This window comes from Vibrio sp. Isolate32 (assembly GCF_022397955.1).
Taxonomy (GTDB): Bacteria; Pseudomonadota; Gammaproteobacteria; order Enterobacterales; family Vibrionaceae; genus Vibrio.
The window spans coordinates 116,876-134,493 of the sequence record NZ_JAKEUQ010000005.1; the positions used below are offsets into that span (position 1 = coordinate 116,876).

The window sequence follows — 17,618 nt, forward strand, 5'->3', positions numbered from 1 at the left end:
CCTTAAGTGATTGTGAAAATCGAACCTAACACAAACCGTAACAAATATTACACCAAACTGAATTGTGAAATAAACTTTTCTTTTTTGTTGACTATTTGTAATTATTTGCAATTATTATGTGACAAACCAACATTTAGTTCAATTTTTGACCACCCCTCTAAGCCAATTAGAGCCGGATGTTGAATGGTAGGAAGAGCAGAGTGTTGATAGTAAGGAGCCATGAGTTTCCTACCAACAAAAAGATACGGAGTCGCGAACAATGCAGGATCCAATCAACTTTCTGCCCTCTCCCGCTAAGGTATTTGTCAGAATAGTCGAGGCCATCAACCGCAGAATTGGGCGATTTGCGATGTATCTAATCTTTGTAATGATCGGAATATTGCTCTATTCCTCCGTTTCCAAAACGTTTTTCTTTCCCTCATTGTGGACATTAGAAATGGCTCAATTCGTTATGGTTGCCTTCTACATGCTTGGTGGACCGTACTCAATGCAACTGCATAGCCATGTCCGGATGGATCTGCTCTATGGCAATTGGACTCCACGCAAAAAAGCCGCCATCGACAGCATCACCGTCATCATGTTGTTTTTCTATCTCAGCGTGCTGCTTTATGGCGGTATATCTAGCACCAGTTATGCCATTGAATACGGCGAGCGCAGTTATTCTGCGTGGCGCCCATACATGGCACCAATAAAGATCCTTATGTCTGTTAGTGTATTTATGATGATGCTGCAAGCCATAGCCGTTTGGCTTCGTGACATTGCGACAATTGTTTATGGTAGCAAGTTGGAGGCGAGCTCATGAGTTACGAAATGATCGCCTTAATGATGTTCTCTGCCATGATGCTGATGCTACTCACTGGTCAACGAGTATTTGCCGTAATTGGCTCTATTGCCGTGATTGCTGCACTGTCGCTCTGGGGTGATGGCGGCTCTGAAATTGCCTTCAGCTCTGCAATCAAGTTGATGAAATGGTACCCACTGTTAACTCTACCGCTGTTTATCTACATGGGCTACATGCTATCAGAATCTGGTATTGCCGAAGATCTCTACCGGATGTTCCATGTGTGGATGGGACCACTCAACGGGGGGTTAGCCATCGGGACTATCGCTTTAATGGTGGTTATTTCGGCTATGAATGGCTTAAGCGTGGCCGGTATGGCTATTGGTGCCAGTATTGCCTTGCCAGAACTACTTCGTCGTGGCTATGACAAAATCATGGTCACAGGTGTTATTCAAGCCGGCAGCTCGTTGGGCATTCTCGTTCCACCGAGTGTGGTCTTGGTGCTCTATGGCATGATTGCTCGTCAGCCTGTTGGTCAACTATGGCTTGCCGGGGTATTCCCGGGATTATTGATGGCGACACTGTTTATTGTTTACATCGTGATTCGCTGCAAAATTCAGCCAAATCTTGGCCCGGCACTACCAGAAGAAGAGCGTAACGTTAGCCTAAAAGAGAAACTATTGCTGCTGCGTGCGGGTATTACCCCACTACTCATTTTTGTTTCCATGACTGGGCTTTTCCTCATGGGCGTAACCAGCTTAGTTGAAAGCTCTGCAGTTGGCTCCGTCGCAGCCACCATAGCCGCAATTGCAAAGAGACGACTTAACCGCTCAGTGCTGGAAGAGACGCTAAGAAAAACACTGGCGATTAGCTGCATGTTTATGTGGATCATATTAGCTGCACTCTGTTTTGGCGCAGTGTTTGATGGCATTGGTGCGGTAAAAGCGATTGAAGGCTTCTTTATTGACCGCCTCAATTTGACCCCGTGGCAAGTACTGATCTTAATGCAGCTATCTTACCTTTTGATGGGCACCTTTCTCGACGACACGGCAATGTTAGTCATTGTTGCCCCACTCTACGTGCCACTGGTTGGTGCTTTGGGCTTTGACCTATTGTGGTATGGTGTACTCTACACTATTACTTGCCAAATTGCCTATATGACACCGCCGTTTGGCTACAACCTGTTTTTAATGCGTGCTATGGCACCACCTGAAGTTTCATTGAAAGACATTTACACCTCAATCATTCCGTTTGTGCTCATTATGATGTTTGGTTTGATTCTGGTAATGGCTTTCCCTCAACTAGCTTTGTGGCTTCCGGAGTACCACTACGGCTAATGAAAATCACCCAATGTACAACCATAACTTTTGATATGGACACACATTCCATGGAGGAATAAAACATGTCTTCTAGAAGAGATTTCCTGAAAAAAGCTGGTGCTGTTTCTGCTGCTGGTGCTACTGCATTGGCGGTGACACCTGCGATTGCTAGTACCAAAGAGCCGATTAAATGGCGTTTACAAACCTATGCTGGCCCTGCATTAGGTGAACATGTCATTAAACCAGCTGTTGATGCTTTTAACGAAGCTGCCAATGGTGAAATGATCATTGAGTTGTTCTATGCCGATCAGCTTGTGCCAACTGGCGAGTTATTCCGCGCCATGCAACGTGGCACCATCGACATGGTGCAAAGTGATGATGATTCCATTGCCGCGCCAGTCGATATTTCTGTTTTCGGTGGCTACTTCCCGTTCGCAACTCGTTACAGCCTTGATGTTCCAGTTCTATTTGAGCAGTACGGTCTAAAAGAGATTTGGCAAGAAGCCTATGACGAAATCAAAGGCGTAACTTGGTTATCTGCAGGTGCGTGGGACCCATGTCACTTTGCCACAGTCAAACCTATTCGCAGCCTAGCGGATCTAAAAGGAAAACGTGTCTTTACTTTTCCAACCGCGGGTCGCTTCCTCTCTCGCTTTGGTGTTATTCCAGTCACCTTACCTTGGGAAGATGTTGAAGTAGCAATTCAAACTGGGGAGCTTGACGGAATTGCATGGTCAGGGATAACCGAGGATTACACGGTTGGTTGGGCGGATGTGACCAAATACTTCCTCACTAACAATATTTCTGGGGCTTGGTGTGGTTCCTTCTTTGCCAACAGCGAACGCTGGGATGCCTTACCTGAGCACCTTAAAACTCTATGGCAATTATGCATGGACAGCTCGCACTACTATCGTCAGCACTGGTATTGGGGTGGCGAAGCAAAACTACGTGTTGAAGGCGACAAACTTGAATTAACCACCATCCCTGATCAAGAGTGGAAAACGGTTGAAGCTGAAGCACTTAAGTTTTGGGATGAAGTCGCCGAAACCAGCCCAAGAAACAAACGGGTAGTGGATATATTCAAAAAGTACGCTGCCGACATGGAAAAAGCAGGTAAACCTTACCGTTATAGCTAACTCAGGTAATGCACCGGCTACGATTGCCGGTGCAAAGAGGAACAACGAATGGACGCAAGATCAGTAAAGACCATCGAAGATGCCAAAGCGATAGTCGAGGATCGTAACCTCTCTCATATCAAAGTTGGCTTATTTGATAATGATGGCATCATGCGCGGAAAATACATGTCGAAAGACAAATTTTTCTCGTCGCTGGAAAAAGGCTTCGCATTTTGTGATGTGGTATTAGGCTGGGACAGTAAAGACCAGCTCTACGATAATACCACTTACACCGGTTGGCATACCGGCTATCCCGATGCACCAGTTAAAATACTGCCTGATACCTGCCGAGATGTACTCGATGAAGAAGGCATGCTGCTATTTATCGCTGAGTTTGACCAACAAGCAGCAGCAGTTTGTCCTCGCAGTACTCTTAAGCGCATTGTTGAGAAGTACCATGAATTAGGACTGAATCCTTTCTGCGCCTTTGAATATGAATTTTTCGTTTTCAACGAGACACCTAAATCTGTTCGTGAGAAAAACTTTCAAGATCTTGAATCTATCACACCTGACTGGTTTGGCTATTCGATGATCAGGAACTCCACCTATATCGAGTTGTATAAGCAGATATTAGACATGAGTGAAAGCATGGATTTCCCTATCGAAGGCATTCACTCTGAAACGGGGCCAGGCGTAATTGAAGCTGCTCTTTCGGTTGATAATGCAATGAATGCTTCCGACAAAGCGGCGCTATTTAAAACCTATACCAAAGTGTTGATGCAACGAAATAACATGATGGCGACCTTTATGGCCAAATGGAGTAATGACTGCCCTGGTCAAAGTGGCCACATTCATATTTCACTGCAAAACAGTGATGGTAGCTCTGCATTTTACAACCAAAGTAATCAGCACAATATGAGCGCATTACAACGTCATTTTGTTGCGGGTCAACAGCGATTGATGCCTGAGTTCTTGTCGATGGTAGCACCAACGGTTAATAGCTACCGCCGCATGGTCCCTGGTTTTTGGGCACCGACCCACTCCACTTGGGCAGTGGAAAACCGTACCACTTCACTGCGCGTTATCCCCGGTTCAGAAAAAAGCCAACGAGTCGAGTACCGAATCGGTGCGGCAGATGGCAACCCCTATTTAGCATTGGCTGCCGCTTTAGCTTCCGGTCTTTGTGGCATTCTCAATAAATGGGAGCCGGGTGAAGCCATTGTCGGTAATGCCTATGAGCAAGACATTCCTGAAGAACTGAAACTACCAGCCACCCTTTGGGATGCTGCGCAAATGCTCAAAGCATCACCTTACGCTCGCGAAATGTTTGGTAATGAATTTGTTGACCATTTTGCAGCAAGTAGAGAATGGGAAGAACGTGAATTCCGTAAAGCAGTGACCGATTGGGAACTCAATCGCTACTTTGAAATCATTTAAACGGCAATCGTGACAACATAGGTAATAACAGCATGGAACAGCACACTCTATCTCCCGTTGACGGCAAGGTTTGCGTATCGAGAGCGTTATCATCGGACAAGCAAATCAACGCTATTATTGAGCAAGCAACTCACAGCCAAAAGAAGTGGCAAGCTACACCTTTGACTGAACGTAAGGCAATCTGCAGACAAGCGATCGCAAACTTTGTCGACAACCAAGACACCATCAGACAGGAAATCACTATGATGATGGGCAGACCCTTCGTTCAAACTCAAGGTGAAGTATTAGGGGTAGAAGAGCGTGCACTATCGATGATTGAGCAAGCTGAACAAGCGTTGATAACCATCGAATTGACAGATAAACCCGGCTTTACTCGTTATATCAAGCGGGTACCAATAGGTAATGTTCTGGTGGTAGCGCCATGGAATTACCCTTACTTAACCGCCATTAACGCCGTTATCCCAGCACTTTTAGCGGGTAACTGCGTGATCTTAAAACACTCAGCGCAGACGCCACTTTGTTCAGAGCGATTGGTACAAGCTTTTGAAGGTACGGGCTTACCTCATGGTGTTTTTCAGTTTGTTCATACCGACCACCCAACCACTGAACAAATGATCAAGCATCCACAGATCAATTACGTTGCCTTTACCGGTTCAGTGGCAGGAGGTGCGATGGTCGAGAAAAACGCCGCTGGGCGCTTCATTGGCGTGGGGTTAGAGCTTGGTGGTAAAGACCCTGCGTATGTACGTGCCGACGCCGATATTGAATATGCAGTTGAAACACTCGTCGATGGCGCGTTTTTCAATTCCGGCCAATCGTGCTGTGGGATTGAACGCATATATCTGCATGAGTCAATTCATGATCAGTTCGTTGAAAAAGCGGTGGCATTGACCAAACAATATCAACTTGGCAATCCAAACGCCTCAGAGACCAATCTGGGTCCAGTTGTACGTACCGCTGCCGCCGATTTTGTTCGTTCACAAATTGAGGATGCGCTTGCTAAAGGAGCCATTGCCAATATTGATGAGTCTTGGTTTTCCTGTAGCAAAAACGGCACACCTTATCTTGCCCCGCAGATTTTAACCAATGTAAACCATACTATGCGAGTTATGACTGAAGAATCCTTTGGTCCCGTGGTTGGCATTCAGTCGGTATCGAATGACGAAGAAGCCGTCAGGCTAATGAATGACTCTGAGTTTGGCTTAACTGCTTCTATCTTCTCAAGCGATGAACAAGCTGCAGCAAAGCTTGGCGAGCAAGTTGATACAGGCACTTTATTCGTCAACCGATGTGATTATCTTGACCCACAATTAGCATGGACAGGGGTTAAAAACTCAGGTCGCGGTTGTACTTTATCACTCATTGGTTTTGAAATGCTCACTCGACCTAAATCATTTCATATTAAAACGCACCACACTCAAACATCTCAAGTTCAAGTTGCGGGAGAGAGCTAAATGACCATTTCAAATTGGAACTATCCTACATCAATCAGTGTAGGTGAAGGTGCGCTCAATTTATTAGCGAAGCATTGCCTACGCTTAAATATGAAGTCGCCAATGTTGGTCACCGACCCATTTCTCGCACAACTAGATATTGTGGAAAATACAGTGAATGATTGCGCCAAACAGGGCGTCGAAATCACCGTATTTTCCGATGTACAGGGCAACCCCACCGATGACAATGTTAATAACGGGATTGCTGCCTATAATGCGCAAAATCACGATGGTATTATCGCCTACGGTGGCGGTTCAAGCCTTGATGCGGCAAAAGCAATTGCGTTGTGTGCCAAGCAATCACTGCCACTATGGAGTTTTGAAGACATTGGAGATAACTGGACACATGCCGACGAGAACACAATCGTTGCGGTGATTGCCATCCCAACAACCGCAGGAACAGGATCAGAAGTAGGCAGAGCATCTGTCATTACTGATAGTCAAAACCACACAAAAAAAATTATTTTCCACCCGAAAATGTTGCCTGTGCAGGTGCTCCTAGACCCATTAACCACCATAGATTTACCTGCCCATATTACTGCTGCAACTGGGATGGACGCCCTATCTCATAGCTTGGAAGCGTTCTGCGCACTAGGTTATCACCCAATGGCTGATGGTATCGCGATTGAATCAATCCAACTAGTCAAACGTAATCTATATCGAGCATATGTTGATGGGCATGATGTTGATGCTCGTACTCAGCTATTGGTCGCATCATGTATGGGTGCTACGGCATTTCAAAAAGGCTTAGGAGCAATGCACGCCCTAGCGCACACCCTTGGCGGGCTGTATGACAAGCATCACGGGTTACTCAACGCGATTTTAATGCCTTACGTTCTGCAAGCCAACCGTAGCGAAATCGACTCCAAGATGGTCACGCTAGCTCGTGCACTTTCACTTCCATCCCCAGGGTTTGAAGCAGTGCATAAGTGGGTGATTGAATTAAGAGAAATATTAGCGATTCCACATACTCTTGCTGAGATCGGTATTAGCGATAAAGATGCGATAAAAATTGGTGAACTTGCGGTCAATGATGCAGCCTCCAGTGGCAACCCCATCCCGTTTAACGCACAGCAATATACACTCCTGTTTTTACATGCTCTGACAGGTAAAAACACAAACTCATAACGGTGACAACAATGAAAATTGGCGTATTAATCTGCGATGATGTAAGCCCTGCGCTAGAGCTAGAACACGGAAATTATAAGGCCATGTTTTCTCGATTGTTACTTGCCGTCGACAAAACCCTAGAGCTTAAATTTTACTGGTTAAATCACAATGAGTTTCCCGATGAATTAACTGAGTGTGATGCCTATATGACGACTGGCAGCAAGTCAGGCATTATGGATGACGATGCGTGGATCATACGTATGGAGGATTTGGTTCGCCAAATCCATCTCGCGCAGATACCCTTTGTCGGTATCTGTTTTGGACATCAGATGCTCGCCAAAGCCCTTGGTGGAGAAGTCTATAGAGCAAAGGTTGGCTGGGGTATTGGCACTGTGATCGCCAAAGTCTACAAGCCACAAGTATGGATGAAACCTTATCAAAACAAATTCAACCTTCTAGTCAGCCATCAAGATCAAGTGCTGCGCATCCCAGACAATGCGCAAGCTATCGCAGGCAATGACTTTTGCCCAGTTTCAATGATGCAAGTAGGACAAACTTCATTGGGTATTCAAGCGCACCCTGAGTTTTGCGTGGCCTACTCAAAGGCGCTGATAGAAAAAAGAAAAGATTCTATTCCAGAAAACGTCCAAAAGAGAGGTTTTACCTCGTTGAAGCTGCCGACAGATGGGCAACTCGTCGCTTGTTGGATGCTAAATTTCATTAGAATGGGGCTGAAACTTGGGAAGAAAAATATTAAGCGAAGTACATGAAAAGGCCTGCACATTTCCTTCTGGTTCAGTAAGAAAAGCCACACATCCCAATACTGAAATGTGTGGCAGTTTAGAGCTGTTCTAGTACAAAACCAGTTTCGGGATTACTCCATATCACCGAGTAAGTAATCTTCATCGCTACTTACTACCGCGCCGTGCTTTAAGAAGTTCTTACCTAGAATCATGCTGTATGTGAAGCGGGAGCGATCTTGAAGGTTTACCCTCACCTCTTTCTCTAGATCTCCGAGCTTAACCTTCATTTCAACCACAGGGCGAATGTTCGCCTTCTCGCCTTTCTTCGCTTTAATGCGCATCACATCAATCACTGGCTTGGTGAACTCTTGCTTATCGCCTTGGTTATTTTGATAAGTAAAGGTCACCATGTCTTGGCCGTCTTTCTTGAATCGCTTGATGTTCACTGCGTTCATTGAGCTCACATCAGCACCTGTGTCTAGCTTGGCAGGGAATGTCATGCCGTTCACTTCAACCACTTCAATGTGCCCGACTTTAAACAGAGGCTCGGCTTTCAATAGGTAGTCTGAGCGCGTGTTTACGTAAACGCCCTCTTTCGCCATCTTCTTACCTAGAATGAAGTAGGCTTCTTTTTCATTGCTGTTTAGCACATCGATAGCAAACTCTTGTGTGCGAACCTTGCCAGATGCCGAGAACTCACCACTCACTACTGGGCGAGTATCGTCACCGACTTTGAGCTTTTTAATGATGGGCTTTGTGACCTTCTGCTGTTCACCATTCGCGTCAGTTAGGTAGAACTCAACGGATTCATCTTTGCCCTTGCCAACAATCTCAAAGCTGTCCACCTTCAACAAAGGCGTATTTACAGTAAAAGAAGCCACAGCCTTTAGTGGGAAGTCATCCAGTGTGATGTCCTCTTCCGGTGAGATAATCATAGGTTCACCAGATTCAGCCACATCACTAAAGCTCTCTGAACCTTCTGATAAAATATTTTCAGCACTGGTATCAATCATGAAGAGTTCACTTGCTGTGTTAGTCCCCAATCTTAGCTGAGAGCTGCTGTCTGAACGGTCACGCAGATAAACAAGCACATCTTTAGTGGTGTTCTCATCCAGTTGAACGGGCACATAGACTAAAGGTCTCTTCTTACCGCTCACGCTTAACATACGAACCAACGGCAACGTCATCTCTTTTTGCTTGCCATCGTTGTCAAACATATCAAACGTCACTTGTTTGTTCTTTTTGTCTATGTCGATATTTTTTGCATGCAAATTACTGTAGCGGTTCTTTAAAGAGAAGGTCGCATTCATTGGCATTCCCGAGATAGAAACCACCTCTTTACGGCCAACCACAGTTGCGTTCTCTTGCTCTTGCAAATAGTCGTAACCTGCAAATACCAGCGCGTTATCCGCTAGGAAGGTTTTACCAATCAATACAGGCGCAGAGAAGTGACTTCTGTCTGTCAGGTTAACATCTGTTTTTAGCTCTTGGTCTGCGATAGTCAGAGACATTTTAATGGTCGGGCGAAGCAAAGGCGTGCTGCTGGTACGGCTGCGAATCATGCTGACACGCTCTAGTGGCGCCTCAACCAATACCATCTCACCAGTACGTGGGTTTTGAACTTTAAAAGAGACCACAGCTTGGTATTTCGCAAAGGTGCTGCCATCCCAATCGTCGTAATCAACGTCGCTATTGTTCAGAACATCTTCAGTCAATGCCGACATCAACTCTTTATCTTTGAGGTTCTTATAATCGGCATGTGTGCTTTTTACATGGATGTCTTCTGCATGCATGGAAGTGGTTTCGGCACCGGTGTCGATTTTGCCAATGAAAGGAACGTCTTTAAGCCCTTGAACGCTAGAGAGGTACACATTCTCAGTACGGCCTAATACCGCCTTACCATCGAGTTCGTAAGTCGGATTTTGTGTGGTGTGTGAAGTGTCTGTAGCCAAAGAATATTGTGAAAAAAGTAAAGTGCTTAAAAGAGTTAGAGCCAAAGGTATCTTTTTCATTAGTTGGTCCGTTGTGATCAGTTCACTAATAATACTGGTGAAAAGACAATAAGTTCCCCCACCAGCAATGGTTCTCACATAACGTTTACGCTATGACTTTTTCAATGACAAACCGATGACTTAGTGTCGCATTACTTCATCAATTATTGACTAACCGATACCCAATAACCTTTTGAATACTCAGAGTTCTATTGGAGAAACGAATACAAAAAAGGCCAACGACATACGTTGACCTTAGCGATTCAAAATACCCTTGAAGCGAGCTTAACTTGCTAAAACACAAACGGTTCTAGATAAACATAGCACTAAAAAGTGCCGACTGTTTTCTTTGCACAGATAGCGCGAGCTTTTTCTGCGCCCTCGCCTTTATTTTTATTAAAACATTGTCGGTAAGATTCGACGTATTGCTCAAATAACACTTTGGCTTCTGGTTTGGGTTTAGAGAGCAGCTGATTGACGAACTTTCTTGATCCGACCTCGAAATGCTGAGTATCGATTGGAGAATTCCAGTCCCCTCCCCAGATCATGAAACCATGATGTGCAAACAGCTCGACCACATCTTCAGCCATGCCTCGGCGTTCAATGTCATTACGAGCGCGAAAGCGTGTTCTATTCACGTAGCTGGTTGCCGATTGCGATGGTTTTACCGTGATGGTTCCATTGCTATCAAACGCTAAGAAAGGGTTTTGAACTGGGTTGATGTCGATTGCCACACCGTATGCATGCTTCGACCAACCTCCACCACCAGTGATAGGCCGAGCATTAAACGCGCTGCTGTTATTGGCTTCCATCGAGGCATTGTCGTCGCCGTTGAATTCACGCATTAGGCGCGCAGAATGCAGCGGGAAATTACGCTGTTTGAGTTCTAAAAAGATTTGTTCAACAGAAGGGGCGACAACATCAAGCACAATCATGTTCCCCTGCTGCATTTCGCCCTTAAAGTTAACGAAATCAAAGTCCACTTTGGATAGTCGCTCACAGCCAACGGGGGCTCCACTGTTCAATACCTTGTTCTTTTTCATCATGTCACACTGCCATTGAGAAACAGGTGCAACTTGGCCGTAACTCGCCGCACTGATCAAGGTTGCCAGCAAACCAACAATTAAACGTTTCATATCAAGGCTCAAAAACAGTAAGAGTAAAAAGATAGGAAGTGGAAAATAACACACTCAACCTAACAGGGCGCATACTTTGCTAGTGCGTTTTGTTCCAATACACGATTTCGCGAACTCGACCATTCTGATCCTTATCCGCCTTTCCACCAATCTCAGAAAGTTCAGGCAAGCACGACAATGTTGAAGCGTGATAAGCAATCAGCATCAATATAAATGCGTCATAAATATCATCTATCGCGACATCTTTACGCTTGGTATTCGAGATTGCTAACGCCAAACCCTCACACCATTGCGGAGCGAGTTGCTGAATAATCGAAAGCCTTTCCTCTTTGCCCTCTTGAGTTCGCTTAGAAAAGGTAAGCGGTTCCCCTTTCAAAGCAGCGAACACCACCTCCGGGTGAGACTCTCTGATCGATAAATGTGGGTGATCATCGATGAGCTTATCTAACTCTCGGATTTTAGGAACAATACCCCAAGTTTGCTTAGAGAACTTCTTACCAAGCTGCTGCACATTGGCATTACACGCCGCAATATAATCAGTTTTATAAACCGCTTCTCGACACGGAACCGGAAACACCGAAGAACCACGTTTGCTGGTTAGATAGCGCCTCGCTGCTTTGTCGCACAAGCGATCTGGAGTTTGTGCGTCACTAAAACCAATCGGCATATCGATAAGCGCCGTTGAACCGATAAGATCACTCGCTAGCTCATCAAGTGCCTTTACTACTTTGAACACTGGCGCCTGATCATCAGAGACAATCCAAGCGATCCAGCCCGCCTTACAGCCATCAATTCCGATGTATTTCATTGTTTACTCTACCGTTGTTTAAAGGATTAAATTTGCGGGTAAACGTGGCGCTCAATGCCACTCATTGATTAGCAGTCGACTTTTCACACCACGCACCTGCAGACCCATTGCGTCAAACACCTCTTCAAAGTCTCGACACTGTGGTGGAATATTGGGTAAAGAAAGGGCTGCTTCAGAAAAGAATTGCTGTTCAAAATGATCCGAATCACTCCACGCCAATTGCCACCATTCGAGAATACGAGGTTTAGACGCGCGAAGTTTTTCAGCGGTAGGCACTTTGTCACTTTTGCTTAAGTTCTCTTTGCTTGTGGTTGGAAAGAGGTTCCACTTATCGTTATTCGGCCAGTAAGCAAAAGGCAGACAATGATCAACGTGATACTCATTTTTTAACGATTTTCCACTCCAAACACTGACAATGTCTGCATGTTCAGCTCTAAGTTGCTCAACTCTTTTGCGTACGTCACGAGTATCGTGGTTTCGGTCAATCCAGACTAAGCAGTCATGATAGGTCTGTAGTGAAATGTTGCGCTGTCGATTCAACTCAAAACGCTGCATCTCCATCACCCATTGATTCACGACTAGCGGCTCAATCCAAGAGTGATAGATTCTGAAACATTCCCACAAGCTTTCATCCAGTGTGAAGTAACCAAAGCTTGCTAAGAACTCACTGTCGATAACTAGTGATTCTCGACTCTTTCGTCGCTGTTGAGGTGGGAGTATCTCAAACAACTTATTCTCTTTGGAACCTTGATAAATAAAGGTCACTGGGCCCGATTTAATGGTGCTGATCGTCTGTGAAAACAACTTCTGCAGTGCTTTGGCTTCATCACCAATAAACAGCGTGCCTATCGCTAAATCATCAGCACTGAGGTGCTTGAGCTTGTTCCAGCCATCGTCTTTTACAAACCCTAGACCTTTACTCGTGTTGCTGTTTTGCTGAATCCCAACGCCTTCTATATCGATATCAATGAGACGCTTAAATTGCCTAACCCAATACAGAGCAACCAAACCCACTGGTAGAGATATTTTGCCATCGGTTCGATCAAGCACAGCACCTGAATGGGCATCTGCGATTCGCAGCAAGGTTCTTAACAGAGCCAATTTGTATGTGGCCGACTTATTGTCATTCACAATAATGTGGCGCACCTTGTTTAAATCACCCGAGCCGTCATCAGGCAAGGTCATCACTACGGTTTGCCACCAAACCTCACTGCGCTTCAAGGTGTCTTGGCTATCATCGACATGACGCACCAACAAGGCACTGTTTTTCGACAAACGCTCAAGCTCTTCAACCGAGACCTCATACCCCTCTCGATCGTCATGAAACTCTCCGTGACGTAGCGTAATCACCAACTTGCCATTTGGAGCGAGTAAGTTAGATAACTTTCTGAATGCTCGCTCGCGATATGACGGTGCAAGGTGCATCCACACAGCACTTACTAGTATCAGGTCAAAACGCATTCCAAGGTTTTCAGTTCGACTCAAGGATGGGAGTGAATCATCCAACCATGTAACATCTGGCCCAGTATATTCTGAGCCCTGCTCACGTAATGACGCACTGGGTTCTATCGCGATGACTTCCGCACCAGCCTTTTGCATCCATAACGCATCACGGCCACATCCCGCCCCTACATCTAGCACCTTATCGCCCTCTAAAGGCCAATAAGCTTGCCAGCTTTTATGAACAGCTTCGAAAGCAACAGAATGGTACTGCTGGCAAAGTAGGTGAGCATTTTTATCGTAAAAAGGAATCGATGAAGACATATGCGCTATTGGAGTAAGGAGTCTAGCTCCATAGTAATAGTGACCTAACAAGATTACTAGCGGCACATCTCGGTTCAGCCACTCCCATCAACATTGACCATTAGTCGCTGTTTTATATAAACATATCTCCACCAACCCATTCAGATAACAAGCGCCTAAAATCAAACTCGGTGGAAAAGTGAAACAAACCAGGTGCAAGGCGACACCCGAACAGAGATAATTGTTTTCCGTAATGTCCCCAACCTCAACACTCAGCCGATAGACGCTCAATGACTCAATACTCTTACATAGACATCCCATTCAACCTACGCCACACCTGTTGGTTTTGTGGTGAGCCTTCTAACCACAGCGTTGAGTTTCCTAAAACCGCGTCGCTTTTTTCCAAGGTTGGTCATGCGCCGATAGCGCTGCCAGCGTGTAAAGAGTGCTCGAGTGTCAAATATGCGAAAGACCTAACTTCGATTTGGGCGGTGCGCGACCAGATAAAACATACGCTCATTGATAAGTATGCCAAGCACTTAGGTATTGGTGAAAACTGGACAGAGCAAGAGCTGATAGACAGTGAATTTACGGGCTCGACACTTGGTGGCTTTGGGCGCAGCGCTTGGAAGATGTATCAAATAGCCAAGCAACGAGTCGAGTATCAAGGTTGGCCTTTGTCGCTTGATAACATCGCCATTGAGGCCTACGACGAAACCAGTGGCTTTGAATTTGAAGGTACTCGTTATGCTTCAATCCACTCTTGTATCGACTATTTCACCAAGGCAGCCGGGGTAGACAAAGAACTGCTGTCTGAGCTGGTCAATATTGTTTCATCAGAAAGATTTAGCTACGCACTGAAAATTGCAAAGCTGAACAAGAATGTCTCGAATTCCAAGCGTTTGGCTATCATCGATGAGGTGCTGCTGCAAGAATCTGAACAGCAAGAGATTCTACTGGAACAGGCTAATGGAATGTTTAACCCCAATATTGAAGAAGTGTCGGTTGCTGGCTCAACGGCTCCGGTGTTTGCGATTCAATGGGCACTGGCGAACAAGGTGGAAGATTTAGCTCAGCTATGCGCGCTTGAAGATGACTATTTTGACTATTTCGAACACCTTGGCGGCCCTGCTGCTTTCATGTCTTATAACGGTCTTCAGCTCTATTTGGAAGCTCGCCAAAACCCTGAATGGGTAGAAACATCAGACCCAAATAAGCAATATTGGCCCTCATAACCCCGTACTGGTGAACACGTGTAAGCTCGGTACGCCTGTCTGTGAGTGATTGTTAGTCATTGTTTTATATACAGATCTAAAAATAGGCCTCACACACAGTTAATTGTTGCATTTCGGTTAAATAGAGTAAAAACTTCAATTATCTAAAACTATTTAATCACTGCATCCTTGTAGTGAGTAAGGAGTCAATTGTGCTTGCTGTTCTTCGTATTATCTTGGCTACGGTGTTTATTATTTTCACCACGTTATTTGCTTTTGTTTACTGCTTGTTTAGCCCCAAGAACCCTAAGCATGTGTACTTTTTTTGTCGTTGGTTCAACCAATTACAGAAGATCCTTGGCGTAAAACTGGTGCAGCGTGGCCTAGAGAATGCCCCAACGCCAAAAAAGAGCGTGTATATCTCTAACCATCAGAGTGTGTTGGATTTTGTCACCGATCCAGGAATGCTAAGGCCGCGTACTGTTTCTTTAGGAAAGCGTGATTTATTGATAGTGCCTTTCTTTGGTCTACTGTATTGGATCACGGGGAACATTCTGATCAACCGTGAAGACAAGTCGAAAGCGCGCGATACCATCAAACAAGTGGCAGAAGCAATTCATCAGCGAGACCTTTCTGTGTGGGTTTACCCAGAGGGGACACGTAGTAAAGGCCGCGGGCTATTGCCGTTCAAAACGGGCGCTTTCCGAATGGCGATTGAGGCAGGTGTGCCTATCACCCCGATGTGCACGAGCACCACTCACAATAAAATCGACTTTAACCGACTAAACAACGGCATTGTGATTACCGAGATGCTTGAGCCTATTGATGTATCTGGATACAAACTGAGTGACGCAAGAGAACTGGCGAATCACTGCCATGCTTTAATGGCTGAGAAGATTGCAGAGCTTGATGCCGAAGTTGCTAGATTGGAATCACAACAAAACCCAGAGCTTGATTCTGATCGTTCTTCTACGAGCTAACTCTCAGCGAAAACATTGAGTTAACGCTCAATTACCGAAAAAGAGACCTTACGATCGCAACTCTCATTGTTCTTGTTTTACTTGCCGACGGTTATCCGCAAAATAAAACGCGGGAAACGGCATAGAGCAATGGGAGTAAACGATGGAAGTGATTCACCATGGCGGTAAACATACGGTCACAGGATCTTGTCACGAGCTAAGAGATTCCGGCCAAGCCGTGCTCATCGATTGTGGCTTGTTTCAAGGCAAAGAGGTTCAAGGTAGAGACAATCGCCCTCTTGATATCGATTTCGAAACATCCCACCTCAATGCCCTACTGTTAACTCATACTCACATAGACCATATCGGGCGACTGCCTTGGTTGCTCGCCACCGGGTTCAACCAACCGATTTATTGCACTCAAGCCACCGCTGAACTGGCTCCTTTGATGATTGAAGATGGCCTAAAGCTGCAAGGGCTTAGCCATAAACAAGCAAAGCTAATACTGAAAAAACTCCACTCATTGATTGTTCCCAAGCCTTATGGAGAGTGGTTTCCTATCGCCGCTAAACAGCAAAATAACGGAAAGGATCATAGTAGGCCAAATAGTCTGTATGCTCGTTTTCAACCAGCTGGGCATATCTTGGGTTCTGCCTATATCGAGATAAAGTTACCCAATCAACAAGTGGTGGTGTTTTCAGGAGACTTAGGGCCAAGTAATACACCATTACTGCCCGATCCTATGCCTCCTCAGCAGGCCGACTATCTGTTTATCGAATCAACCTATGGCACTAGCACACACGATGATATTGCGACACGAGCCGAGCGCCTTAAAGCGATCATTGATCGTTCGCTACTTGATGGTGGTGTCATCTTGATCCCGGCATTCAGGGGCTTGTTGCAAAAACCTCACGAGCCGCCAGACTTTAACTATGATTCATCACTGAGCAATACGTTATGGTCAAGTCTGAATTCAAATGGCGACATTTCACCCCCGAACTTATCTTATGGTGTGTCCGTTGGTATGGCACTACCGCAATGAGCTATGCAAACCTCAGTGATATGTTGTCCGAACGAGGTGTCTTCGTTAATCGCTCCACGATTTATCGTTGGTTCATTCACTACGGGCCTATCCTACATAAGAAGTTACGCCGTTATCAATTCACTCGTATTGACACCTCCTGGCAGCTTGATGAAACTTACGTCAAGGTGAAAGGCAAATGGCATTATCTCTACCGAGCCATCAATAAACGTGGGGAAACCCTGGATTTCTTTTTCTCTCGTAAACGCAATAAAGAGGCGGCTTATCAATTCCTAAAACGCTGCTTACGCCGCTATAAAACATCCTTTCATCCCCAAACGTTGAATACTGATAAACATTCGTCTTATGGTAACGCCATTGCTCGCCTCAAGCGTGAAGGCCGTTTACGGCAAGATGTAGAACATCGGCAAGTGAAATATCTCAACAATGGCATTGAATCTGACCACGCCCCGATTAAAAAGCTTATCGAAGCCACAGGTGGATTCAAGGTGCGAAAGCGGGCCTGGTCAACGATTCAAGGTTTTGAAGGGATCCGGATGTTGAATAAAGGCCAGTTTGATTTTTGGTTACGTCGCGATGAGCCAAAACTGAGGGTGCAGGAGAGATCCGCCTTCCTCAATGAACTCTTCAATATATTTGGAATTTACGCATGAAAAAGGTGCTCAAATAGGCACCTCAGAAACATCTTCCATTTTTGCAACAAGCCCATATTTTCTAAATCATTCAA

14 protein-coding genes and 1 pseudogene are annotated in these 17,618 nt (G+C 45.4%); 11 read left to right on the forward strand and 4 right to left on the reverse strand.

Translation table 11 applies throughout. The features are described 5' to 3' along the window. Window positions 1-259: 259 nt before the first annotated feature. The 7 genes from L1D11_RS05750 (at window position 260) to L1D11_RS05780 (ending at window position 8,025) form a co-directional block, all read left to right on the forward strand. The gene (locus tag L1D11_RS05750) at window positions 260-802 is read left to right on the forward strand and encodes a TRAP transporter small permease subunit (RefSeq protein ID WP_239862255.1); all 543 of its coding nucleotides are present in this window, start codon (window positions 260-262) and stop codon (window positions 800-802) included. Further along, on the forward strand, window positions 799-2,118 hold the full coding sequence (locus tag L1D11_RS05755; RefSeq protein ID WP_122055016.1) for a TRAP transporter large permease subunit: 1,320 nt from the start codon (window positions 799-801) through the stop codon (window positions 2,116-2,118). The genes L1D11_RS05750 and L1D11_RS05755 overlap by 4 nt, the downstream gene beginning before the upstream one ends. 65 nt (window positions 2,119-2,183) lie before the next feature. Then, window positions 2,184-3,236, forward strand: a complete 1,053-nt coding sequence (dctP, locus tag L1D11_RS05760; RefSeq protein WP_239862257.1) for a TRAP transporter substrate-binding protein DctP — start codon at window positions 2,184-2,186, stop codon at window positions 3,234-3,236. 48 nt (window positions 3,237-3,284) lie between these two features. Further along, window positions 3,285-4,652 (forward strand): glutamine synthetase, encoded by a 1,368-nt coding sequence (locus L1D11_RS05765; protein ID WP_239862259.1) that lies wholly within the window; start codon window positions 3,285-3,287, stop codon window positions 4,650-4,652. Between the two features lie 32 nt (window positions 4,653-4,684). Then, window positions 4,685-6,106: an aldehyde dehydrogenase family protein gene (locus L1D11_RS05770; RefSeq protein WP_239862261.1), complete on the forward strand. Its 1,422-nt coding sequence runs from the start codon at window positions 4,685-4,687 to the stop codon at window positions 6,104-6,106. Then, window positions 6,107-7,273, forward strand: a complete 1,167-nt coding sequence (locus tag L1D11_RS05775) for an iron-containing alcohol dehydrogenase (protein WP_239862263.1) — start codon at window positions 6,107-6,109, stop codon at window positions 7,271-7,273. Between the two features lie 11 nt (window positions 7,274-7,284). Continuing rightward, the gene (locus L1D11_RS05780; RefSeq protein WP_239862265.1) at window positions 7,285-8,025 is read left to right on the forward strand and encodes a GMP synthase; all 741 of its coding nucleotides are present in this window, start codon (window positions 7,285-7,287) and stop codon (window positions 8,023-8,025) included. A 104-nt stretch (window positions 8,026-8,129) separates the two neighbouring features. Here the strand turns inward: L1D11_RS05780 and L1D11_RS05785 are convergent, their stop codons facing one another. From L1D11_RS05785 to L1D11_RS05800, 4 genes are all read right to left on the reverse strand, one after another. Beyond that, entirely contained in the window at window positions 8,130-10,010 is a 1,881-nt protein-coding gene (locus L1D11_RS05785) for a RimK/LysX family protein (protein WP_239862267.1), read from the reverse strand. Window positions 10,011-10,315: 305 nt separating this feature from the next. Then, a complete protein-coding gene (locus tag L1D11_RS05790) occupies window positions 10,316-11,125 on the reverse strand; it encodes a M15 family metallopeptidase (protein WP_239862269.1) in 810 nt (269 codons plus the stop codon). 79 nt (window positions 11,126-11,204) lie between these two features. Continuing rightward, on the reverse strand, window positions 11,205-11,933 hold the full coding sequence (locus L1D11_RS05795) for a DUF429 domain-containing protein (protein ID WP_239862271.1): 729 nt from the start codon (window positions 11,931-11,933) through the stop codon (window positions 11,205-11,207). A gap of 51 nt (window positions 11,934-11,984) precedes the next feature. Continuing rightward, window positions 11,985-13,697, reverse strand: a complete 1,713-nt coding sequence (locus L1D11_RS05800) for a class I SAM-dependent methyltransferase (protein ID WP_239862273.1) — start codon at window positions 13,695-13,697, stop codon at window positions 11,985-11,987. Window positions 13,698-13,966: 269 nt separating this feature from the next. Between L1D11_RS05800 and L1D11_RS05805 the strand changes: the two genes are divergently transcribed. The 4 genes and pseudogenes from L1D11_RS05805 (at window position 13,967) to L1D11_RS05820 (ending at window position 17,544) form a co-directional block, all read left to right on the forward strand. Further along, window positions 13,967-14,911: a hypothetical protein gene (locus L1D11_RS05805; RefSeq protein WP_239862275.1), complete on the forward strand. Its 945-nt coding sequence runs from the start codon at window positions 13,967-13,969 to the stop codon at window positions 14,909-14,911. A 191-nt stretch (window positions 14,912-15,102) separates the two neighbouring features. Next, window positions 15,103-15,870 carry a 1-acylglycerol-3-phosphate O-acyltransferase gene (locus tag L1D11_RS05810; RefSeq protein ID WP_239832064.1) on the forward strand — a complete coding sequence of 256 codons (768 nt, stop codon included), beginning with the start codon at window positions 15,103-15,105 and terminating at the stop codon, window positions 15,868-15,870. Window positions 15,871-16,012: 142 nt separating this feature from the next. Next, a pseudogene (locus L1D11_RS05815) lies at window positions 16,013-16,738 on the forward strand (MBL fold metallo-hydrolase); the annotation flags it as partial. A 68-nt stretch (window positions 16,739-16,806) separates the two neighbouring features. After that, window positions 16,807-17,544: an IS6 family transposase gene (locus L1D11_RS05820; protein ID WP_239832065.1), complete on the forward strand. Its 738-nt coding sequence runs from the start codon at window positions 16,807-16,809 to the stop codon at window positions 17,542-17,544. Window positions 17,545-17,618: the final 74 nt, after the last annotated feature.